Source organism: uncultured Actinomyces sp. (genome assembly GCF_963526355.1).
Taxonomy (GTDB): Bacteria; Actinomycetota; Actinomycetes; order Actinomycetales; family Actinomycetaceae; genus Actinomyces.
In genome coordinates this window covers 1-21,258 of record NZ_CAUROW010000007.1, presented here as the reverse complement: position 1 = coordinate 21,258, position 21,258 = coordinate 1, and the positions used below count along the sequence as shown (strand labels likewise).

General features: G+C 67.6%; 18 protein-coding genes. 9 read left to right on the top strand and 9 right to left on the bottom strand.

Going from position 1 to position 21,258, the window contains the following annotated elements; all coding sequences use genetic code 11:
• Positions 1 to 43: 43 nt before the first annotated feature.
• The 4 genes from RWR81_RS03415 to RWR81_RS03400 all read left to right on the top strand — a co-directional run bounded on the left by RWR81_RS03415 (position 44) and on the right by RWR81_RS03400 (position 4,570).
• Entirely contained in the window at positions 44 to 823 is a 780-nt protein-coding gene (locus RWR81_RS03415) for a carboxymuconolactone decarboxylase family protein (protein ID WP_314454410.1), read from the top strand.
• Positions 824 to 1,019: 196 nt separating this feature from the next.
• On the top strand, positions 1,020 to 1,802 hold the full coding sequence (locus RWR81_RS03410; protein ID WP_314454408.1) for an alpha/beta fold hydrolase: 783 nt from the start codon (positions 1,020 to 1,022) through the stop codon (positions 1,800 to 1,802).
• A gap of 88 nt (positions 1,803 to 1,890) precedes the next feature.
• Positions 1,891 to 2,718 carry a class I SAM-dependent methyltransferase gene (locus tag RWR81_RS03405; protein WP_314454406.1) on the top strand — a complete coding sequence of 276 codons (828 nt, stop codon included), beginning with the start codon at positions 1,891 to 1,893 and terminating at the stop codon, positions 2,716 to 2,718.
• Between the two features lie 319 nt (positions 2,719 to 3,037).
• Entirely contained in the window at positions 3,038 to 4,570 is a 1,533-nt protein-coding gene (locus RWR81_RS03400) for an alpha-amylase (RefSeq protein WP_314454403.1), read from the top strand.
• A 252-nt stretch (positions 4,571 to 4,822) separates the two neighbouring features.
• Here the strand turns inward: RWR81_RS03400 and RWR81_RS03395 are convergent, their stop codons facing one another.
• Together RWR81_RS03395 and RWR81_RS03390 are read right to left on the bottom strand one after the other, a co-directional pair.
• Positions 4,823 to 5,071 carry an NTP pyrophosphohydrolase gene (locus RWR81_RS03395; RefSeq protein ID WP_314454400.1) on the bottom strand — a complete coding sequence of 83 codons (249 nt, stop codon included), beginning with the start codon at positions 5,069 to 5,071 and terminating at the stop codon, positions 4,823 to 4,825.
• A gap of 245 nt (positions 5,072 to 5,316) precedes the next feature.
• Positions 5,317 to 7,422 carry a PrsW family glutamic-type intramembrane protease gene (locus tag RWR81_RS03390; protein ID WP_314454397.1) on the bottom strand — a complete coding sequence of 702 codons (2,106 nt, stop codon included), beginning with the start codon at positions 7,420 to 7,422 and terminating at the stop codon, positions 5,317 to 5,319.
• Between RWR81_RS03390 and RWR81_RS03385 the strand changes: the two genes are divergently transcribed.
• A complete protein-coding gene (locus RWR81_RS03385) occupies positions 7,421 to 7,933 on the top strand; it encodes a hypothetical protein (protein WP_314454395.1) in 513 nt (170 codons plus the stop codon). The genes RWR81_RS03390 and RWR81_RS03385 overlap by 2 nt on opposite strands.
• Positions 7,934 to 8,664: 731 nt before the next feature.
• Here the strand turns inward: RWR81_RS03385 and RWR81_RS03380 are convergent.
• The 5 genes from RWR81_RS03380 to RWR81_RS03360 form a co-directional block, all read right to left on the bottom strand.
• Positions 8,665 to 9,852, bottom strand: coding sequence for an ABC transporter ATP-binding protein (locus tag RWR81_RS03380; protein WP_314454393.1), 1,188 nt, complete (start codon positions 9,850 to 9,852; stop codon positions 8,665 to 8,667).
• A 23-nt stretch (positions 9,853 to 9,875) separates the two neighbouring features.
• Positions 9,876 to 11,627, bottom strand: coding sequence for an iron ABC transporter permease (locus RWR81_RS03375; protein WP_314454391.1), 1,752 nt, complete (start codon positions 11,625 to 11,627; stop codon positions 9,876 to 9,878).
• 105 nt (positions 11,628 to 11,732) lie between these two features.
• Positions 11,733 to 12,767: an ABC transporter substrate-binding protein gene (locus RWR81_RS03370; RefSeq protein ID WP_314454389.1), complete on the bottom strand. Its 1,035-nt coding sequence runs from the start codon at positions 12,765 to 12,767 to the stop codon at positions 11,733 to 11,735.
• A gap of 151 nt (positions 12,768 to 12,918) precedes the next feature.
• Positions 12,919 to 13,692, bottom strand: a complete 774-nt coding sequence (locus tag RWR81_RS03365) for a response regulator transcription factor (protein WP_314454387.1) — start codon at positions 13,690 to 13,692, stop codon at positions 12,919 to 12,921.
• Positions 13,685 to 14,515, bottom strand: a complete 831-nt coding sequence (locus tag RWR81_RS03360) for an ATP-binding protein (RefSeq protein ID WP_314454384.1) — start codon at positions 14,513 to 14,515, stop codon at positions 13,685 to 13,687. Before RWR81_RS03360 ends, RWR81_RS03365 begins: the two co-directional genes overlap by 8 nt.
• A gap of 191 nt (positions 14,516 to 14,706) precedes the next feature.
• Here RWR81_RS03360 and RWR81_RS03355 point away from each other — a divergent pair, with 191 nt between their 5' ends.
• Complete coding sequence (locus tag RWR81_RS03355) at positions 14,707 to 15,300, top strand: DJ-1 family glyoxalase III (RefSeq protein ID WP_314454381.1); 594 nt, start codon at positions 14,707 to 14,709, stop codon at positions 15,298 to 15,300.
• A gap of 229 nt (positions 15,301 to 15,529) precedes the next feature.
• Here RWR81_RS03355 and RWR81_RS03350 read toward each other — a convergent pair whose 3' ends face one another.
• A complete protein-coding gene (locus tag RWR81_RS03350) occupies positions 15,530 to 16,207 on the bottom strand; it encodes a hypothetical protein (protein ID WP_314454379.1) in 678 nt (225 codons plus the stop codon).
• An 80-nt stretch (positions 16,208 to 16,287) separates the two neighbouring features.
• Positions 16,288 to 18,303: a PspC domain-containing protein gene (locus RWR81_RS03345; RefSeq protein WP_314454377.1), complete on the bottom strand. Its 2,016-nt coding sequence runs from the start codon at positions 18,301 to 18,303 to the stop codon at positions 16,288 to 16,290.
• Between the two features lie 125 nt (positions 18,304 to 18,428).
• On the opposite strand from RWR81_RS03345, the gene RWR81_RS03340 reads away from it, so the two are divergent.
• From RWR81_RS03340 to RWR81_RS03330, 3 genes are all read left to right on the top strand, one after another.
• A complete protein-coding gene (locus RWR81_RS03340) occupies positions 18,429 to 19,796 on the top strand; it encodes a PspC domain-containing protein (RefSeq protein WP_314454372.1) in 1,368 nt (455 codons plus the stop codon).
• A gap of 115 nt (positions 19,797 to 19,911) precedes the next feature.
• Positions 19,912 to 20,625, top strand: coding sequence for a response regulator transcription factor (locus RWR81_RS03335; RefSeq protein ID WP_314454369.1), 714 nt, complete (start codon positions 19,912 to 19,914; stop codon positions 20,623 to 20,625).
• Positions 20,626 to 20,740: 115 nt separating this feature from the next.
• Positions 20,741 to 21,258 (top strand): L-threonylcarbamoyladenylate synthase (locus tag RWR81_RS03330; protein WP_314454521.1); only part of this gene is annotated, 518 nt, incomplete at its 3' end.

Sequence of the window (21,258 nt, the reverse complement as noted above, 5' to 3'; positions counted from 1 at the left end):
GACATGCTCGGGTCGAGCTGTCCCGAATCGTAAGGAGCCCTCCATGGCACTGACACCACAGGCTCGTGAGACCTTCACCCGGCTCTTTGGCGTGGAGCCTCAGTCGCACCCCACGGATCCCGAACTGTTCGACATCCTCCAGAACGGGATCTTCGACGAGGCCTTCTCCTCGGGCGTCCTCACCGACGTCGAGCGCGAGCTGCTCACCGTCACCGTCCTGACCTCCATGCAGACCCTCCCGCAGCTGCGGGCCCACGTGGGTGCCGCCCTCAACATCGGCGCCAGTCCGCTCCAGCTGCGCGAGACCATCTACCAGTGCGCCCCCTACATCGGCTTCCCCAAGACGCTTAACGCCATTGACATCGCCAACGGGGTCTTCGAGGCCAACGGCATCTCCCTGCCCCTGGAGAACGCCGGTACCGTTGACACCACCGACCCCAGTGCCCGTGAACGGGACGGTGCCGCCATCCAGACCCCGCTGTACGGCAACGAGGTCAAGGAGGTCTTCTCCGCCCTGCCCGAGCCCTTCGATGAGCTCGTACCCCACCTGCTGACCTCCTCGGCCTTCGGTGACTTCGCCACCCGCGGCGGGCTCGACGTCGCCCAGCGCGAGCTCATCAGCCTCGTTGCCATTGCCGCCATCGGCGCCACCACCCAGCTGCGCCCGCACGTGGCCGGCGCGATCCGGGCCGGCTCCTCCCGCCAGAAGGTGGCCGCCGCCCTGGTTCAGGTCATGCCTTACATCGGCGGCCCCTACGCCCTGTCCGGACTGGTCCTCGTGGCCCGCTACGACGAGAACGCCTCCTGGGAGGCCTACCGCTGAGAGACGCTTTCCTGGCCTCCAAAGCCTTCGGGTGCGTCGTCGGCTCTCCTATTCTCGTCGGCGGTAGCTACAGCGCCATTTGAGAGGGCGCCTCTGTGACCATCCCCTGTGGGGGAGGGGATACCTGTCCGGCGACCCGTCTACGATGGCCGCCGGGCCGATTCTCGTTGCCGGCCCCGCACAGCAAGGAGAGCACGTGACGTCGACGCAGCCCTACCTGTCACGGCAGGTCACCCTCACCGTCCAGGGGCAGAGGGTCGGGGGACTGGCCTACGTCCCGCGTGCGGCGTCGTCGGTCCCCGCACCACTGGTCGTCTGCTGCCACGGCATGGGGGGCTCCCACACCCGCGTCGCCCCCATGGCGCGGCGTTTCGCCGCCGCCGGGGCCGTGGCCATCTGCTTCGACTTCCGCGGGGGCGGCGGCAGCGCCAGCCAGGGCGAGACCACCGCGATGTCGGCCCTCACCGAGCTGGCCGACCTTGAGACCGTCCTCACCGCCCTCTGCGCGTGGCCGGAGGTGGATGCCTCCCGGGTCGCCCTGTTCGGACTGAGCCTGGGCGGGGCGGTCGCGGCGCTCGCGGCCGCCCGCCACCCGCAGCGGATTACCGCACTGGCCCTGTGGTACCCGGCGCTGAGACTGGGGGAGAACCTGCGTGCCGCCTTCCGCACCCTGGCGGCCGTGCCCGAGGAGTTCGACTGGGCGGGCACCCGCCTGGGACGCGCCTACGCCGTCGACGGCTGGAACCTGGAGATCGGGGCCGAGCTGGCCTCCTACCGTCGCCCCGTCCTCATCGTCCACGGGGAGCAGGACCGCTCCGTGCCCATCGAGGTCTCCCGGGCCGCCGTGCGCTCCCTGCCCGACGCCGAGCTCGTCACCATCCCCGGCGCCGCCCACGGCTTCGGCGACGCCAACTGGGAGGAGGCCATGCGCCGCACCATCGACTTCCTGGCCTGGAACGGTGTCCTGGAGGAGGACTGAGCCGCGCGGCTGGGCGTGGGGCTCGGAGACGTATTCCGTTTCCTGACGGCACTGGTGCCCGAATCGCCGGCACCGCAGAATTGACCGCATGAGCGCATACGAGACAGCGGACCTGACCAGCGTCAGCAAGACGATGCTGCTGACCCTTCACGCCAGGGCGGAGCACACGCTCTCCGACCGCCCGCGCTTCACGGACCCCGCCGCCGTCGAGCTCGTCTCCCGGCTCGACTACGACTTCACCATGGCGAGACAGGACCGGCTCATGGCCGACGGCGTCGTGCTGCGCACGCTCACGCTCGACCCGCTCGTGGCCGGGTACCTGGCCACTCATCCCGGCTGCACGGTGGTCAACATGGCCTGCGGGCTCGACACCCGCTTCCAACGTCTCGACGACGGGCACGTCACCTGGTACGACCTCGACCTCCCCGACGTCATCGAGCTGCGACGTCGGTTGCTCGATGACAGTGAGCGTCACCGCACGATCGCCGCCTCCGCCCTCGACCCCGACTGGCCCGACCAGCTGGGGGAGGGGAAGGCGGGCGGCAACGTGAGCAATGACGCGCTCGTCATCGTCGAGGGGCTGAGCATGTACCTCGAGCAGAACGAGATGCGCTCTCTCATGGAGATCATCGCTGCTCGGTTGCCCGGCGCAACGGTTCTCATCGAGGTCATGCCCCGCATGTTCCAGAAGTACGGCCGGGAGCGCTCGGTCGAGGACGCGGGGGTGCGCTACACCTACGGCTGTTCCAGCGCCGCCGAGTTCCGTCGCACGGTGGCACCCGGCTACACGCTGCTCCACGACGTCCCCTTCACCCGCACCGTCGCGCGCTACCACCCCCTGCTCGCGCCCCTGACGCGGATGCCGCTGGTGGACAGGCTCGCTGAGCGCATCGTGGTGCTGCGAGCGCCGGCCTGAGCGCTCGACTAGGTAGTGGCCTGTGCGCGCCCAGCTCAACGGGGACTTTCTGCGCGTGCGGGTGCACTTTCCCCCGGCCGGGGACATCCTGTGCGTAGGGGGACGGGAATCCCGTCCCCGACGGCGTCGAATGCCCCCGCCCGGAGCGGGATGCACCCGACCGCGTGGAATGTCCCCGGCCGTTAAGACATGTGGGATACCGAGAGGATCCGTGTGGGGAGGCGCAGGACAACCTGGCATGGGGCAGACGGACACGCGCGGACTTTTCGATCGCGCGTTCGGCTGTCGCCGTCGGGGTAGGGCTGGCAGCATCGGATCCGTGAGCGAGAACCACACCCAGTCCAGCCCCGCCAACCCGGACAACGTCGTCAACCCCCTCCTGCTCCAGGCCTTCGCCTGGGACCTGCCCGCCGACTCCACCCACTGGCGCCTCCTGGCGGACAACGCCGCCCTCCTGGCCGACTGCGGCGTGAGCTCGGCCTGGCTCCCACCCGCCTACAAGGGACAGGCCGGCGTGGAGGACGTCGGCTACGGTGTCTACGACACCTACGACCTGGGCGAGTTCGACCAGAAGGGCACCGTCCCCACCAAGTACGGCACCAAGGAGGACTACCTCGCCGCCATCGAGGCCCTGCACGCCGCGGGCATCAGCGTCGTGGCCGACATCGTCCTCAACCACCGCATGGGCGCCGACGACACCGAGGTTGTGCGCGCCACCCCGGTCGACCCCCACGACCGCATGCGCCCCATCGGCGAGACCGAGGATATCACCGCCTGGACCCGCTACACCTTCCCCGGGCGGGCCGGCGCCTACTCGGACTTCACCTGGGACTGGTCCTGCTTCCACGGCACTGACTGGGACGAGGCCCGCCGACTCAAGGGTGTGTGGCTCTTCGAGGGCAAGCAGTGGAACGAGAACGTCAACGACGAGCTTGGCAACTACGACTACCTCATGGGCTCCGACGTCTACGTCACCGACCCCGCCGTCAGCGCCGAGATGGACCGCTGGGGGCGCTGGTACGTGGAGACCACCGGCGTCGACGGCCTGCGCCTGGACGCCCTCAAGCACGTCGGCGCCGACTTCTTCGCCCGCTGGCTGCCCGAGCTGCGCCGCGCCACCGGACGCGCCCTGCCGGCCGTGGGCGAGTACTGGTCCCGCGACGTCGCCGAGCTGGAGGGCTACCTGGAGGCCGTCCCCTTCACGAGCCTGTTCGACGTCCCCCTCCACTTCCACCTGCACGCCGCCTCCACCTCCAACGGCGACGTCGACCTGTCCCGCCTCTTCGAGGGCACCCTCGTGGCCGCAGACCCGGCCCGCGCCGTCACCTTCGTGGAGAACCACGACACCCAGCCGGGCCAGTCGCTGGCCTCCACCATCGAGTCGTGGTTCAAGCCCTCGGCCTACGCCCTCATCCTCCTGCGCGAGGCCGGGACCCCCTGCGTCTTCTGGGGCGACCTGTTCGGCACCCCCGAGACCGGCGACCTGCCGGCCGTCACCGAGCTGCCGCTGCTCATGACCATGCGGCGCGCCCTGGCCCACGGCCCCCAGCACGACGCCCTCGACGAGCCCGACGTCGTCGGCTTCGCGCGCGAGGGTGACGACGCCCACCCCGGCTCCGGGCTCGCCGTCGTCCTGTCCGACCGTCGCGCCGGTACCAAACGAGTCCACGTCGGGGCCGGGCACGCCGGCGAGCAGTGGATCTGCGTCCTGGGCGGGCACGAGCCGGTCACCATCGGTGACGACGGCGACGTCGAGCTGCCCGTGTCCGACGGCGGCCTGAGCGTCTACGCCCCCGAGGTCGCCAAGCCGATCCTGGACAGCGCCGAGCAGCACCTCCTGCGCCAGCGCTGAGCCTCCCCGAGCCCCCGGAATGCCCAGCACCCCTTCGTCGTACCAGTATCACTCTCACTCATCGCACACCCTCCTCAGGTGCCACGAAGACCCTGTAGATGCGGTCTGATCAACAGCCCACAACCGGACACGAACGCTGCATCAAGTCAGGAGGAGGAGCTCGGGGTCTGGCCGATCTGCGCCACGTACTTCAAGGTGCTGTAGTCCTGTGCAGGGTAGTGGGGGCTGCGTCGTTGGTGGACTTTCTGCTTGTCAGACGTCGATTCGGCGCAGTAGCTCGGCCGGGGGCAGGGCGTCGTGCTCGATGTAGGCCCGGAAGACGGGGGCGGCCTGCTCGCCGGTGAAGACCTCTTCGGGGTGGACCTGGATGGTGAAGGGCTCGGGGCCTCCGTTGTCCCAGGACACCGTGACCCACGCCTCGGGGTCGGTCACGGGTTCGCGTGCCACCGCGTACTGCTCGTAGGAGTCGTCCTCGTGAGTCACACGGATCTCAATGGTCATCGCCTCAGTCGACCCGCCGCACTGGATATACGTTGCCCGCGCCGGAGACGAACGAGGAACATCATCAACATGTATTGCTCCCTCAGGTAGTGCCCAGACTAACATGGAAAAGTGCTTCACGCCATCCATGAACTTTGGACTGGATACGCGTCGGCTTACTCGACTGGCGAACTCTTGTGGGGTTTGCGGAAGAAAGAAAGTTTCAACCAGCCCATTTTTGCCATTTGTTTCATAGACAAAGCGTCTCATTGTTGTTTCTCAACTCTCTTCATTTGAACCTCTGTGATTTCGATGGTGCGTCCGTCGTCCAGTCTCACTCGGGCGGGGTTGTCTGGTGACACCATGTTATCAGCGGCTCGTTGGGTGCCGTGATACGGGGACTGGCCGCTCTTGACCTCCAGGCCGACCCAGGTGCCGTCCTCTCGTTGAATGAGCCGGTCGTAGTAGCGTCCCTGCGGCGCTCCATTAATATGAGCAAGATGTTTGTCCTCAATGACCTCACTCACCGAGACTCCGTCAGCGTCGAGATCATCAAGATATTCCTCTAGGCCTTTCGCTTCGCTCTGGTCGTACATGTGTGCTCCGGCGTTGCCGTCGGCGTAGCGGCCTTTGACGTCACGTCCGTCGCCGCGGTCAGCGCGTTCGTCTACTGGCCCGGGGCCCGGCTTGTCGGCACTCCTGGGTTTCTCGGTCGGGGTGTTGGCGCGTTGGGTGCCCCGGTGCGCGTTGTTGTGTGCCGCTTGTGATTCTGCGATGCTCTGGGGCCGGGTCCTGGCTGCTGAGTGTTCCGCGGCCCGGGCGGCCTTCGTCCCTGCTTCCTCCACGGCGGCCCGTCCGGTACTGCGTCCGGCCTTGGTGGCGTAGCCGGCGCCGTGGAGGGTTTTGCCGCCGGGGACGAGCGCGGCGGCGGTTAGGGCGGCGTCGGCGGCTATTTCGAGGCTGTTGTGGGTGGTCAGGTAGTGGTTGGTGGTGCCCCAGGGGTCGCGCATGAGGGTGGCGGTGGGGCGGGCGGCGTCCAGGACGGTGGCCAGGCCCAGGCCGGCTTCGAGGGCCAGGCCGAGGGTGCCTCCTGATAGGAGGACGGCGGCGGTGCCGATGAGGGCCAGGGCGGTCTTCTCGGTGGGGCTCATGGACTCCCAGAGGGCGCCGAGCAGGTCCAGGATGCCGGCGAGCCAGAAGGTGGGTGGCGGGTCGGTCAGGCGGTGGTCGAGGTCGGTCACCAGTGGGGGCACGACGGTGTAGATGACCCACGCTGCGGTCAGGAGTGCTGCGGCGGCCAGGGCGCTGGTGGCCCAGCGGTGGGGGCCGGCGTCGAGCTGACGGCGTGCAGCCAGGTCGCGGGCGATGCGGTGCTCGGCCCAGGCCTGGGCCAGCAGGCGGGGCCGACGCGCCGCCGCCGCTCTTGCCAGGGCGAGCCTGAGCCTGTGGGCCCCAGTCCTGGCGGCGGCTGCCGCCTCGGCGACGTCGGCGCCCCACCTGCCCACCACCCCGCCAGGCGGACCCCAGGATCCACCGGGCCCACTGCGGCCCGCTCCGGTGAGCGCATGGGTGTAGCCGCCCAGGCGCATCACCCGGGCATCCAGGAGGAGAGCGACGACGAGCATCACCAGGAGCATCCAGCCCCGGCCCTGCCCTGAGCCGGCCAGGGTGCTCGTGGTCCCCACGACCGGCCAGGGCGCCTCGTTGCTGGTGAGGCCCCAGGCCTTGACCACAGGCGCCACCCCGGCAAGCCAGCCACCGGCGGTGGACACCGCGTTCCTGGCCATATGGTCGACGATCGCCACCCACAAGGTCCCCAAGGGCAGGCCCAGGGCCGCGCAGCGCAGGCAGACGCCTACGGCAGGGTGATGGTGCCTGGCGCGCCACCACAGGTGCCGTGCCAGGCCGATGCTCACGGCCACCAGGCCGGTGACAACAGCGTGCCCCGCGTAGGAAACAGGGCCGGGGAACGCGTCGGACAACGGCCAAAGGCTGAAGGTGTGAGCGTGCATGCACTCGACGATTCCCGCAGGGTCCTCAGGACATATCGCCTTGGACAACTGAAACCCCGGGGTGTTTGCGACGATGTACATCAAGCGCCGGGCGACCTCCTCGACCGCCATGAAGCCCGCCCCGCAGGCCACCCCCAGGACGAGCCAGTCCTGAACGAGCAGCCGGCGCACCCGCCCCGGAGCGATGATGGCCACCAGACAGATGGGGACGAGCTTGGCCGGCTCCTCGACAGCGGCGGCGATCACCACCTGCGAGGCCGGCTGGTTCACACCGACTCCCGCCGCGGCGGCGACCTGGAAGGAGAACCACCCAACAGCCCCGGCCCACGGCATGGACAGAGCGAAGATACTCGAGGTCATGCCCCAGGAGACGGTCCTGCCCCGCGCCAGCCAGAAGCAGACCGCCACGATCCAGAAACAGCCGACCCAGGCCCCCAGCACCGTCCTGGCCACTGGCGATACGGCCAGCGCCACCACCACGACCAGCAGGCTCGCCCAGGTCAGCACTATCCGCACCCGCATCAGGACACGGAGGGCCCGAAACCTCATCAGGAAGCCACCCAAGCGCTCCCACCACTCCAGACGCACCGACGCCCCGCCCAGATTCACCGACAACCCGACCGGACGGACCGTGGAAGGAGACGCCGGCGCGGCAACCGGCACGGGCCCTGTCCCCGCCACCGACTGCGCAGATCTCGTCGCCGTCGCCTGTGCGGGCATCAGCCCGTACTGCCCCGAAGACACCGGGGCCGCCGCAGGGGAGGGCGGTACGGCGCCGGCCGGAACACCTCCCGACGGCGCCCGCCCACACCCCGACACCGCGACCGGCGTCGACCCGGCCGTGTGGGAGGAATCCGGCATGCGCCCGTAGGACAAGGCCGAGGCAGTCGGGTCTGCGGCTCCCGCCTGCGCCTGACCGGCCGGCGGGTCCGCGGACGGCATGACTCCGTACGATGCATCCGGCACAAAACCATAGCCACCAGCGCCCTGTGCCCCCGGGGCCGGGACGGCAGGCCGGTCAGCCGCGGCCCTCGCCTGAGGCTCAGGCGAGGGCCCTTCCGGCTCAGTCGGGCCTGGGCAGGTGCTTCCCGGTCGGTCGGGAGCGGTGGGTCGATCGGGCTCGGCAGGTCTTGCCCGAGGCTCAGGCGCGCTCCCGCACCACGAGTTCCCAGTGGTGTGCACCGGCTCAACCGGTTCCAGCGGGGCCGGTACCTCCGGTAAGACTGGCCCTAACTCTCCGGACGCATCCGGCACCACTCGCCCGGACCGGTCCGGCTCGGACGGCCCCGCAGCTGCATGCCTGCCCCTGACAGGCGCCGCCCACCAGGATCCACCACCCGAGCCCGGCACACCACCGTCACTGCTCAACGCCCACACCCTTTCTCACGCCCCCACATCATCCCACGCCGACACCATTTCGTTACCTCAAACGAAGAACAAACAGTGCTCGAGAAACACCACGCACTCCACTCTCGGGGCCGCGGCGGGGTGCTCGACCCGTCGCGGTCGTACCTTGTGTCGTGCGGTCGAGGGGTAGAGGGTGCGACCGCGCGACCTACCCTACGAACGCGCGGATGCTTCATCGCACTCTCGCAACAGGGCCTAGGCCGATGCGCTCGTTTCTGCGGGCAGCAGCCACGCCTTGTCGGACTCGATGGAGACGTGAACGGCCTGTCCCTCCTGGAAGAACTCGTCCTGGTGCGGATCGGCGACGACACAGACGATGGACCCGTACTCGGTCTCAACCTCGTACTCGACAGTCTCCCCGTAGAAGACGCGAGTAATGATCTGGCCCAGAGATCCCGAGATCGTCTGAGCCGGCTCGTGGGCGGCGGTCAGGCGCACGGACTCGGGCCGCACCATGAGCACGACATCCCGGCCATCGTCCAGCGCATCGGGATGGGCGGGAACCGTCGCCTCGGAACCGAGCACCCTCACCGTCGCGCGCTTTTGCTCTCCCGATGCCGTGTCCGGTCTCCCGGTGACCGTAGCCACAAGGAAATTGGCACGCCCCACGAAGTCGGCCACGAATACCGATGCTGGGTGCAAGTAGATCTCTGCGGGAGTATCGACCTGCTCAATATGGCCGGAGTTCATGACGACGATCCGGTCTGACATCGCCATCGCCTCGGACTGGTCATGTGTGACATAAACGGAGGTGATCCCCAGGCGCTTTTGCATGTGGCGGATCTCCAGGCGCATCTTGATTCGCAGTTTGGCGTCGAGATTCGACAACGGTTCATCGAAGAGCAGCACCTTGGGACGTACCACCATGGCGCGGGCCAGGGCGACACGCTGCTGCTGGCCGCCGGAGAGCTGGGAAGGCGCCCGTTTGGCCATCGCCGTCAGATTCATTGAGGTCAGGGCCACCTCGATGGCCTCGTCCATCTGCGCCGCCGACATCTTTTGCAGCTTGAGTCCGTAGGCGACATTGTCTCGCACTGACAGGTGGGGGAAGAGAGCGTAGGACTGGAAGACCATGGACATTGGGCGTCGGTTAGGTGGGACGACTGCCATGTTGTCGCCGTCAAGCATCACCTTTCCGGATGATGCGTCCTCGAATCCGGCTATCATCCGCAAGGTCGTGGTCTTACCGCAACCTGATGGTCCCAAGAGGGTAATGAACTCTCCGGGTTTGATATCAAGGTTGATGTGGTCGACGGCCGTCACCCCTCCGGTGCTGTCGCCGAAGATCTTGGTGAGTTCCACCAGGGAGAGGTGGCCGCTCTTGCTTGCGGCATTATTATCCTGGGAGGTCGGCTGAATATCAGTCTCTGCGTCAAGAGTCATGGTGGAGTCCTTTCTGGTCGGCCTCACAGGCCTGTGCGAGCCTGTGATGTCACCGAGGTGTCGCGGACGAGAAGATTGGTCATGCCGATGACGAGCATGACGATGATAATGAGAATGGTGCAGAAGGCGAAGGCATTTCCGAATCTCCCCGCATCAACCTCTGCGAGGATCTGGGAAGTCATGATCTTCGTTTTCGGAGTGGTAATGAAAATAATTGGAGAAAGTGTTGTCATGGAGCGGGCGAAGGCGTATGTGAGACCGGCGATGAATGCTGGTCTGATGAGTGGCATCGTCACCTTCATGAAGGTTTGGAGGCCTGATGCGCCCAGTGAGGTGGATGCCTCGTCGATCGATTTATCAATCTGCTGGAGGCTGGCGATCCCCGAGCGCTGTCCTGAGGGCATGGAGCGGGCCACGTAAACCATGATGATCGCGATGGCTCCACCGAAGACTGCGCTGCCCCCGGCCAGGGCGGGCATAAACATAAGATTGTTGTAGATGATCGGTTGATTGAAGGTGATGAGGTAGCCGATTCCCAGGACTGTGCCCGGCACCGACAGTCCGAGCATGCCTAGGAAGTCCATGACTCCGGCGCTGGCCTTGAGTCTCACGACGACGAGCCATGCCACGATCATTCCCAGGATGCCTGCGATCGGAGTGGCGATGAGGGCTAAGATAGTTGTGTCGATCATGGCATCGTTGCCAATTCCGGAAAGTACGTACTGGAAGTTCTTGAGCGTGAAGGTGTTGTCCACTCCCAGGATTTTGACGAAGGATCCCAGGATGACGGTTGCGTAGATTGAGACGATGAACAGTGCCAGGGCGACCGTCGCAACAGACAGGATGATTCGGGGTAGTAGAGCGCGGATTGGGCGGACTCTTCCGGTGGGCTTACCGGTGACGGTGACCGCCGAACTGCGGGAGGCCCAATAGCGTTGGAGGATGAACACCAGCAGTGCCGGTACGAGCAGCGCCAGGGAGTACGCGCTTCCGGCTGCTGTGTTGTACTCACCGTTGACGGCGATGTAGGCACGGGAGGCCAGAACGGTGAAGTCACCTCCAATGACCAGTGGATTCGCCAGGTCGGCGATCGCCTCGACGAAGAGCAGCAGGAAGGATGAGGCGAAACCGGGGATGAGCATCGGCAGGGTTACCGTGCGGAAGATCGTCCAGGGGGAGGCGCCCAGTGATGCAGCGGCCTCCTCCGTAGCCGGATCCAGGTTGCGGAGCATGCCGAGCATGTTCATGTAGGCGACGGGGAAGAAGGACAGGGAGAGCACCAGCGTCAGGCCCGGTAGACCGTAGATGTTCCACTGCTGGCCCAGCAGCTGGGTGGAGATGATCCCATTGCGTCCAAACAGTGTGATCGAGGCCGTGGCCACTGCGAAGGGCGGGGAGACGATCGGAATGAGGCAGATGAGATGAAGCAGGCGCTTACCGGGGATGTCCACGCGGGCCTGCACGTAGGCGAAGAAGAAACCGACGAGCGTGCCCACGGACCCGACGACGACGCCCAGCACGACGGTGTTGAGAGCGATTGTTCGGTTCGTCGTGGAGGTCAACAAGCTGGTGAGCACCTCTGAGCCGCTGTCGGAGAACGCCTGAGAGAGGATGGTGACCAGCGGAAGGAGGATGAGGCAGGTGAGGACGAGAGCGACGATGGTGACGATGCCGATGGTCACCGGGTCTCGTCGAACCTTCGTCGACCGCCGTGCCTTTGCCGGCGTTGACCCGGGAGCGTGGGAGGAGGGCAGTGTTGAGGCCGCGGAAGACATGGAGGACTCCGTTCGGGACAGGGGTCGCCTGTACGTGGGCAACCGTCGAGGATGAGGGGGTGTTCTGGGGCCGGCGGGCCCCAGAACACCGGGAGCGAGGATCCGTCACTCCTTCGGCTGGGCGGCGATCTCCTCGTCGAAGCGTTTGGTCAGCTCGGGCTTCGCCTCCGCTGCGGCCTTGAAGTCGTAGTCGATCAGTGTGACGTCGTCGAGCTTGACCATCTTGTCGCTGATCTTGGCGTCGGGATTGGTGGGAATCTGGTAGGAGCCCACGGTCTGTCCAACGTTCTGGGCATCGGCCGAGAGCGCCCAGTCGATGTATTTCTTGGCGGCATCGGAATGGGAGGACTTGGCCACCAGGGCCACGCCACCGACCTCGTAACCGGTGCCCTCCTTGGGGAAGGAGACCTGTAGATCGGACATCCCCTGCTCCTGATACTTCACGCAGTCGTGGGAGAAGACCAGGCCGACCCCCACCTCGCCGCGGCCGGCGATCTGGCCGGGGGCGGTGCCGGACTTGGTGTACTGCAGAACGTTGCCGTGCAGCTTCTTCATGTAGTCGAAGGCCTGGTCCTGGCCGCCCAGGCGAACATTCTGGGTCCACAAGGTGGTGAAGGCGGTTCCGGAGGTCGAGGGGTGCGCGGTGGAGACCTGGCCCTTGAGTGCAGGATTGAGCAGGTCGTCCCACGATGCCGGAGTATCCACGCCCAGCTTGCTCAAAACGGTCTTGTTGGAGCAGAAGCCCAGGGTCCCGACGTAGACGCCGGTCCACTTGTGGTCGGCGTCCTTGTACTTGTCGGGGATCTTGGCGGCGTTCGGGGAGTCGTAGGCCTCGATGAGGCCCTTGGCGGCGGCGGTGCCGTATCCGTCGGCCGGACCACCGTGCCAGACGTCGAACTCCGGGGAGTTCTTCGCCGAGTCCAGACGGGCGACGGCCTCCCCGGAGGACAGACGTACATAGGTGGCCTGGATGCCGGTCTGCTCAGTGAAGGTCTGGGTCCACTTCTGGCACAGGTCCTCCATGGCTCCGCAGGCGACGGTGATCGATTCACTCTTCGCCTTGTCGACGGCACAACCGGTCAAGGCCAGAGCGCTCGCGGTGGCGATGGCGAGCAGAGCCGGGAATAACCGCTTCCTCATGGGATTCTCCTTTGAATCAAGTGGGATCGAGAGACGGGAGGTCATCGGGCTCTCGCACGACACCCCGCTGGTCGCCTCATCATTCCTGGTGATGGGGACCGGCGGGGTGATGGTCAGTAACGGTTGGTAACGTCTCCGTTACCGTGGTGGGTCACTGTGATGAGAGACGGTGCGACTCCGCTCCGGGGTCCTCGCTCGTGCTCGGCGTGCCGCCCAGAGCACTCCGCTCCAGGCGGGGCATGGTGTATCCCTCTCCACGCACCGAGTGGATGTAGCGCCGCCCCTCCTCGCCCAGGGCTCGGCGCACCCGGTAGGCGGTCGTCTTGATCATGTCCTTGCCGCCGCTGCGGTCCTCGGTGCCCCACACCTGGCTGAGCAGATCCCGATAGGTGACGACTCGACCGATGTTGCGCGCCATGACCTCCAAAAACCTGACCTCGGTGTCGGTGATGTCCAGGGCCGAGCCGCGCAGGTGGACACGGTGCGAGGCGGTGTCGATGACCAGATCCCCATTGGTCAGGACCGGGGCGCGCTGACCGCGCCACCGACGTACGAGTGCCTGAGCCCTCAGCGTGAGCTCCCGAGGACTGAATGGCTTGGTGACGTAGTCGTCGGCCCCGGCCTCAAGGCCCCGGATCCGGTCCGGCTCATCCGACAGGGCGGTGATCATCATGATGGGCACCTCCGAGACGGCCCGGATCCGCTCAGCCACGGCCACCCCGGAGACGGCCGGAATCATGAGATCCAGAACCACCAGGTCGAAGGGGTGCTGTTTGAACAGGGACCAGGCCTGAGCGCCGTCGGCCGCGCAGACGACGACGAAACCCGCGGTCTCCAGGGTGAAACGCATGATCATGAGGATCTGCGGCTCGTCATCGACGACGAGGACCCTGGGTGCCCCTGATGATTCGCTGACGTCACTCACCGGTGGTCGCCTCCTCGCGATCGGGTTCCTGCCATGTGCGTGGAAGAGTGAGGAACACGGTCGTCCCTTTTCGGGAGATGGTATCGACCAGGACCTTCCCGCCATGGAGCTCGACGATGCGCTGGGTGATCATCATCCCCAGGCCGGTTCCCGGGCGCCGGGAGCCGCCGGTGGCGAAGGGGGTGAACAACAGGGCCCGGTCCTGCGGGGTCATGCCCGTGCCGTCGTCGGAGACGGACACGGTGATGGTCTCCTCGGACTCGGTGACGCGCACAAGAATGGACACGCCTTCGCCCGCGTGCCGGGCGGCGTTGTTCACGACATTGGTGACGGCCTGCCCCATCAGGCGGGGGTCGACCTGCATGCGCAGCGGTGCCCCGTGGTTGTCCATGCGGATGGAGGAGGTGTGCACCCGACGCAGCTGGGCGACGCACTCGCGCACGAGCTGACGCATCTCGACCCACTCCAGACGCAGGTTGAACAGGTCGGATTCCAGGCTGGCCTCGGCCAGGAGATCGGAGGCCATCTCGATGACCTGATTGGAGTTCTCAGCAATCGTTTGGACGAAGCGCTTCTGATCGGGATTGAGAGGGCCGGCGCTCTCGTCGAGGAGCAGCTCGGCGGCACCGCGAACCACGGTCAGGGGAGTGCGCAGTTCATGGGACAGTACGTTGGGGCGGCGCGTCCGCTCCTCATGAAAGGCGCGCAGGCGGGCGAGCTCCCCACGGGTGCGCTGAAGGGAACGTCGGGAACGGGTGAGAAGAACCGCGCAGACGATCAGGGCGAGAACAACTGCGCAGAGGGCCGCAGTCCACCACGTCATCGCCTGCTCACCTCCCAGTGTCTCAAGCGTCGTCCGCGCCGTCTGGGCGGACAGCGGTCAGCTAGCCTACTACCGGCGTCGGACACTGAGAGCGGCGCAGGCGGACCGACATGGTTTCAGTGGGCTGTGGCAGGCGCGTAAGGTGAGTGGTGTCGGCCGCACGCACCTGAGACGACCTTCCTGGAGGAGACATGCCCGTTTTCCACGCGCCCACCGACCAGAAGACCGACAAGACCGTTGCCGTGTTCATCGCGCCAGGATTGGAGGAGGTCGAGGCGCTGGCGACCGTGGACATCCTCTTCCGCGCCGGCATCCCGACGACGATGATCTCGGTGACATCCGGGCGGGCCGTCACCTCCTCCCACAACATCGTGATCACCTGCGACCTGACCCTGGGTGAGGCGGACCTGGCCGACTACGACATGCTCGTCCTGCCCGGCGGAATCCCCGGCACCCCCAACCTCAAGGCCGTCGAGCCGCTCATGGCCGCGGTCACCGAGCGCGTGCGCGCCGGCCGGCCGGTGGCCGCCATCTGCGCCGCCCCATCGATCCTGGCCGAGCTGGGCCTGCTCGAGGGCCGCCGGGCGACGGCGAACCCCGGTTTCGTGGATGTGCTCGCCGAGCACGGGGCGCGGGTCAGTCAGGCCGCCGTGGTGACCGACGGTCCCGTCATTACCTCGCGCGGCATGGGCACCGCCATCGACTTCGGCCTGGAGATCGTGCGCCACTACCTGGGCGAGGAGGCCGTCGACGACGTCAAGGCCAAGATCGTCCACCAGGGCTGAGCGTTCCGGCGGTTGCGCGGATTGTCCCCTCCGGCTCCCTCGCCTGCGTCAGTGAGGGCGGTCTCGTGCGTCGTTCCTCCGCTGTCCGTCGGGGCGGTGGGTGGGGCTGGGTGCCGTGAGTTCCTCTTGCGTGTCAGGCCCGCGCGGACGCACCTCAAGCCTGGCGTCCTCACGTCCGAGGCAGTCGGCGAGACTTGAGGTGCGTCCGCGCGTGGCGCAGGCGGTGGCATCAGGGCTTGGTGCTGCGGCGCCTCTTGGGGATGAGGGCGATGACGACGAGCAGGACCCCCAGCCCTGCCAGACAGGCGATCGCCGTCGCCGTGAAGTCGAAGCGCAGTCCCAGGCCCGCCGCGATGAGCAGTCCGCCTACGAGGAGCAGGAACGCCCCCCACAGGAGGGTGGAGCCCTTGAGGCCCTGAGGTGCCTGCGGCTGTTGATTCGTGCCGGGTATCGTTCCGGCGCTCCACACCGTGCCGGACGCCGATGATGCGGGCGCCGAGTCCGCCGATGCGCTGTGGCCCTGGTGGTCCTCTTGGCTCTTGCCGTCCCTGCCGAAGGGGTCGGTGTCGAAGTCCGTGGAGAAGCTGCTCGGGCTGGAGGCCGAGCTCAAGACCGGAGAGGGGACGACGTCGGTGGGCTCCATCGTCTCCGCCTCGGCAGCGGCTGTCTGGACGACGGCTGTCTGGCGGACGTCATTCGGTGTCTCCGGTATCTCCTCGGTACTCAGGTCGGTGCTCAGGACGTTGGTGGTGACGCTGTCGGATGCCGGGAGCGGCATGGTCAGCGGCCGGGTGTCTCCCGAGGCCGGCAGGAACGTCGTGGCGTCCTCCTTGGTGTCGTCGACAGCGTTTTCGCGAACGTCCTCCACGGCGTCCTCAGGTGATGTTGCGGACGAGTTGCTGCTCATTGTGAGGTCTCCTTGATATTGAGAGCCGGGCAACGCCCGGGAAGAGGTCTGGGTGGCTGAGGTGGACGTGGTGGTGACGGTCAGCCGGCATCCGTCGGCGCCTGAGACGGGGAGGGCGTGGTCTCTCCGGTGGGGTTCGCACTCGGCTCGGCGGCGGACTGCCCGGCCAGGGCCTTCTGCACGCAGGCGTCGTAAGAGGTGCGCTCCTTGGAAGTGAGATCGGACAGGTCGTGCCATGTGACGCCGCTACTGCGATCGTCGGCGTTCTCACTGGCGTGCGCGGAGCGGATGCAGGCCTCGGCGTTGTCGGCCGTAATGGCCTGGTGGGTCATGCCCGGAACCGGGAGGGAGCCGCGGTGGGCGTTGCCGCGCTCATCAGACCAGGAGCTGACGATCCACACGGATTCCTTGGCGTTGCCGTACCAGGAGACACCGTCGCTCAGCTCCTCGACGCTGATCGACCCGATGCTCACCGCGGCGTTGATCGTGATCGTCGGCCGCCCATCCTCTTTGCTGGGGGAGGTCAGGGTGGACTTGACGTTCAGGCCGCCGTTGACGTCGCTGTAGGTGGGGAAGGTCCTGCCGTTGACGTCGTAGGTGGTTGGGGCCTCATCGTCGTTGTCGTGATACATCTGCCTGTTGTTGACGGTCCAGGCCTGGGAGACCCGCGACTCGACCGAGCCCATGCCGACGTCGGCCTTGACCGTCACCGGCTGGTCGTCGTCGGTCTTGACGAGTAGGCGCCCGAGGTCCAGGTGGGCGTTGATCGTCGAGAGCCTGTCGGCCTCGTCGGCGGGCATACCGCGCAGGTCCAGGATGACGTTGCCGACGTTCTTGCTGTGAGTGACGCTGCCGCTGTTGGCCGACGATGACAGCTCCTTCCAGGTGACCGTGGTCGAGGTGAAGTTCGCTGACTCCGTGATAGTCCAGAAGGGCATGCGGGCCAGGTTCGTGGGGGTGACCGAGGCGACCACCAGAGCAGGTATCGCCAGGAGGAACAGAGCCGGCCAGCCCAGCACCGTCATCCAGCCGCCGTTGCGACGACGCAGACCACTGATGAGGATGCCCGCGCCCAGAAGGGCGACCAGGGTGCCGAGGAGGATGAACTGGCCCTGGAGCAGGCCGAGGTGGTGGTTCACCGTGGCGTACCAGACACTCGCCACGGCCAGAAGCCCCAACCCCAGAACAGCCAGTGACACCGAGGATCCGGGGCCGGGACGGCGGGGACGCGGCGGATGGACCGGCATAGGAGCCGGCTGATAGGGCTGGCGCGGACGGTTCTGCCAGGCCGGGCCGTTCACGGGCCGTTCGAAGGCTGAGGTGCTGGGGCCGAATGCGGGCGCAGCGCCGGCTGTCGAGGAGTCGGATGCTGTGGAGGTGGGGTGCGCTTGCCGGTCCTGGCCACCGGGCCGAGCTCCCGGAGCCTGCGCAGCGCTGTGCTGAGCGGTCTGCCAGGGCTGGGGTTTCTGTGGGCCCTGAGGGGTGTGCCGACCCTGGCGACGGTTCTGGGCGAAACGGAAGGCGCCGATCACGGCCAGCGCCGTCAGCCCCAGCCAGAAGAGCGTCCACACGGGGGCGGCGATGCCCGGGATGCCCCACAGACCGACGTACCAGCTGGGGATGAAGCCGTTGCCGAGGCTCGACATGCCGACAATCGTCGCACCGCAGGCACCGGCCAGACCGGCGCTGAAACGACCGGAGAGTGCCTCCTCCAGGTGAATGCGCCCGTCGGACTCCTCTGGCAGGAGCGCCCAGGCCACGCCGTACAGGACCAGCCCGACGCCGGAGAAGATCGTCAGGACCACTAACACGCAGCGCACCAGGACAGGATCCAGGCCGAAGCGATAGGCGATGCCGCCGGCCACGCCGGCGATCCAACGGTCGTTCATGCGCAGCAGGCCCGAGCCGCGCAGGGAGTTGAAGAAACCGCGGGTCGAGCCGCCCTGGGTGCCGGGCTGAGGAGGCCTGTACTGCTGGTAGGAGGGGGTGGGACCGGGCTGCGGTCCGGCAGTACCGGAGGAGTTGGGAGAGTTGGAGGATGCGGAGTCGGCGGCCGAGTCGTCGCCGTGTGGCGGGGGAGTGGGCATGTCGTTCATGCCTTCAATTCTTCGCGACCGTGTCCTCCTCCACTATCAGGGGGTCCCCTGAAAGAACCCGGATTGTCCCCCCAATTCTCCTCGGGGAAGGCCGGTTCTGCCCCCTGACGTGCCACGATGGTGCCATGACGACAGCTCAGCAGTGGGATGCGCAGCCGAGGGCGGCCGCTACCGGACCGGGGCACCCATGGAACCCTCCGCGCCCCCCGCAGCGGCCTCCTCTGCGTCGCCTGCCCCGCCACCTGGGGCCGGCCCCGGCAGACCTGCCCGACCACGCCGCCGGGCTGCGCAGACCGGCCCGCATCGCCGGGGTCTGTGCGGGACTGAGCCTCCACTTGGGCCTGCCGGTGCGCTACGTTCGTGTGGCGATGATCGTCCTCGCCTTCGGGGGAGGCGCTGGAGCCTTCCTCTACGCCCTGCTGTGGGCGACCCTCCCCGGGGAGAGCACCATGGCAGGACCCGAGCAGGGCTCGCCGGTGTCCCGGGCTCGCCTCATCAACCGTCCCAAGGGCAGTGGGGGCAGTGAGGGTATCGACGGTCCCAATGACGGCTCCGTCTCCGGTCTGTCTCAGACGGTCATCGACGGCGGCTGCCTCCTCCTGACGGCCCTCCTCCTGGCCGCGTGGCGCTTCGGCCTGCTCAACCGGATCGGCGTCGTCGGGATCGTCGTCGTCATCATCGCAGGGGCGGCCCTGGCCTGGTCCCAGATGGACAGCCTCGTCGGTCCGGAGCGCAACCTGGGCGCCATGCTGAGGGTTGCGGGCGGGGTGGGCCTGGCCGTCGTCGGCATCCTGGTGTGGGTGGCCGCGGACAGCTCGCCCTTCAAGCTCGTCTCCGGGCTCATCACCGGAGGGGCGCTCGTGGCGGGCGTCGGTGTGGTTCTGGTTCCTTTGTGGCTGCGGACCAACCGGGCACTGGCTGACACCCGCGCCGCCGAGATCCGCGAGGCCGAGCGCGCCGACATCGCCGCCCACCTGCATGACTCCGTCCTTCAGACCCTCACTCTCATCCGCAAGCGTGCCGACGAGCCCGAGGCGGTCGCCCGCCTGGCCCGCTCCCAGGAGCGCGAGCTGCGCGCCTGGCTCTACACCGACCGCCCCGAGCCGGGCACCTCCGTGGCCGATGCCTTCGCCGATCTGGTCGGTGAGATTGAGGATCGCCACGGGGTGGCCGTCGATGTCGTCTGCGTCGGCGATCGCGTCCCCGACCGCGACACCGAGGTCATCGTCGCCGCCACCCGAGAGGCCCTGTCTAACGCCGTGCGCCACGGGACTCCACCGGTCTCGCTCTACGTCGAGGCCAGTGCCCAGCGCCTCGAGGTGTTCGTGCGCGACCGCGGCCCCGGATTCGACACCAAGACCATAGCTGAGGACCGTCACGGCGTGCGCGAGTCCATCATCGCCCGTATGGAGCGCCACGGCGGCAGCGCCCGGGTGCGCCGCATGGAGCCGGGCACGGAGGTGGCCCTGTCGCTTCCTGCCTGTCCTGCCTGAATCCTGCTGAATCTTGCCTGAGTTCAGCCTGAGTCCGTCTATCGTTGGCACCGTCACACCCTCATCCCGCAAGCCCCCTCACCTCACACCACCGACGTCACCTCAGGAAGGTCTCATGGCTGCCATATCCGCCGGTACCCCGTCAGACAATCGGCCGCCTGTTTCGGCGCCCGGCCCCTTGCGGGTCCTGGTCGTCGACGACCACGCCCTGGTTCGCTCCGGGGTGCGCTCCGAGCTGACCGCCCACGCCCCCGACCTGGACGTCGTCGCCGAGGCCGAGGACGTCGAGGGCGCCGTCGCCGCTGTCCATGCCCTGCGGCCCGACGTCGTCCTGCTCGATGTGCACCTGCCCGGCGGCAACGGTGGAGGAGGTGCCGAGGTCGTCGTCTCCTGCCACGACGTCCCCGAGACGCGCTTCCTGGCCCTGAGCGTCTCGGACGCCAGCGACGACGTCGTCGGCGTCATCCGGGCGGGCGCTCGCGGCTACGTCACCAAGGCCATCTCCACGGAGGACCTGGCCCAGGCCGTGCGGCGTGTGGCCGCCGGCGACGCCGCCTTCTCCCCGCGCCTGGCCGGCTTCGTCCTGGACGCCTTCGGCGCCGGAGTGGGCGAGGCGGCAGTGGCCGACACCGAGCTCGACCGCCTCTCGGCCCGCGAGCGGGAGGTCATGCGCCTCATCGCTCGCGGATACACCTACAAGGAGTGCGCCTCCGAGCTGTTCATCTCGGTCAAGACCGTCGAGACCCACGTCTCGGCCGTGCTGCGCAAGCTCCAACTGTCCAACCGCAACGAGCTCGCCCGCTGGGCGGTGGCTCGCCGCATTGTGTAGGCCGGTCCCAGTCGGGTCGGGTGCGGGCGAAGGAATGCCACGGCAGGTGACGGTCTGGCATCGCGTCTGGGGCCACACCGGGCACTGTCCCGCCGCCGGTCCGATCCGTGGCAGGATGCGGGGCGTGAGCCACTCCCCGCAGCCCTCCGCGAGCACCGCTCATCCCCGCCCCGACCCCATCCGACCGGCCTGCGAGCACCTGCGTGCCGGTGGGCTCGTCATCCTGCCCACGGACACCGTCTACGGCATCGGGTGCGATGCCGCCAACGCCGGAGCGGTTGAGCGGCTGCTGGCCGTCAAGGGGCGAGGGCGCCGGATGCCTCCGCCGGTGCTCGTGGCCGACCCCGCCGACCTGACGGGGGTTGTCGCCCAGGTGCCGGGCGCGGCGCGCGCGCTCATGGACGCCTTCTGGCCCGGGCCGCTGACCCTCGTCCTTGATGTCGATGAGACCCTGACCTGGGATCTGGGGGAGACCAGGGGCACCATCGCCGTGCGCATGCCGGCCCATGAGCTCGCCCTGAGCCTCCTGCGCCGCAGCGGCCCGCTGGCCGTCACCTCCGCCAATCCCACCGGTGCGCCGCCCGCTACCGACGCCGACTCCGCTCGGGCCGCCTTCCCCGGACGGGTCCGGGC

What these genes read in the sequence shown, in the direction of transcription:
- RWR81_RS03360 (WP_314454384.1), bottom strand. Translation starts at nt 14,515, where the DNA reads ATGACGTGGTGGACTGCGGCCCTCTGCGCAGTTGTTCTCGCCCTGATC.
- RWR81_RS03395 (WP_314454400.1), bottom strand. Translation starts at nt 5,071, where the DNA reads ATGACCATTGAGATCCGTGTGACTCACGAGGACGACTCCTACGAGCAG.
- RWR81_RS03415 (WP_314454410.1), top strand. Translation starts at nt 44, where the DNA reads ATGGCACTGACACCACAGGCTCGTGAGACCTTCACCCGGCTCTTTGGC.
- RWR81_RS03350 (WP_314454379.1), bottom strand. Translation starts at nt 16,207, where the DNA reads ATGAGCAGCAACTCGTCCGCAACATCACCTGAGGACGCCGTGGAGGAC.
- RWR81_RS03340 (WP_314454372.1), top strand. Translation starts at nt 18,429, where the DNA reads ATGACGACAGCTCAGCAGTGGGATGCGCAGCCGAGGGCGGCCGCTACC.
- RWR81_RS03405 (WP_314454406.1), top strand. Translation starts at nt 1,891, where the DNA reads ATGAGCGCATACGAGACAGCGGACCTGACCAGCGTCAGCAAGACGATG.
- RWR81_RS03355 (WP_314454381.1), top strand. Translation starts at nt 14,707, where the DNA reads ATGCCCGTTTTCCACGCGCCCACCGACCAGAAGACCGACAAGACCGTT.
- RWR81_RS03335 (WP_314454369.1), top strand. Translation starts at nt 19,912, where the DNA reads ATGGCTGCCATATCCGCCGGTACCCCGTCAGACAATCGGCCGCCTGTT.
- RWR81_RS03370 (WP_314454389.1), bottom strand. Translation starts at nt 12,767, where the DNA reads ATGAGGAAGCGGTTATTCCCGGCTCTGCTCGCCATCGCCACCGCGAGC.
- RWR81_RS03375 (WP_314454391.1), bottom strand. Translation starts at nt 11,627, where the DNA reads ATGTCTTCCGCGGCCTCAACACTGCCCTCCTCCCACGCTCCCGGGTCA.
- RWR81_RS03345 (WP_314454377.1), bottom strand. Translation starts at nt 18,303, where the DNA reads ATGAACGACATGCCCACTCCCCCGCCACACGGCGACGACTCGGCCGCC.
- RWR81_RS03380 (WP_314454393.1), bottom strand. Translation starts at nt 9,852, where the DNA reads ATGACTCTTGACGCAGAGACTGATATTCAGCCGACCTCCCAGGATAAT.
- RWR81_RS03390 (WP_314454397.1), bottom strand. Translation starts at nt 7,422, where the DNA reads ATGACCTCGAGTATCTTCGCTCTGTCCATGCCGTGGGCCGGGGCTGTT.
- RWR81_RS03385 (WP_314454395.1), top strand. Translation starts at nt 7,421, where the DNA reads ATGCCCCAGGAGACGGTCCTGCCCCGCGCCAGCCAGAAGCAGACCGCC.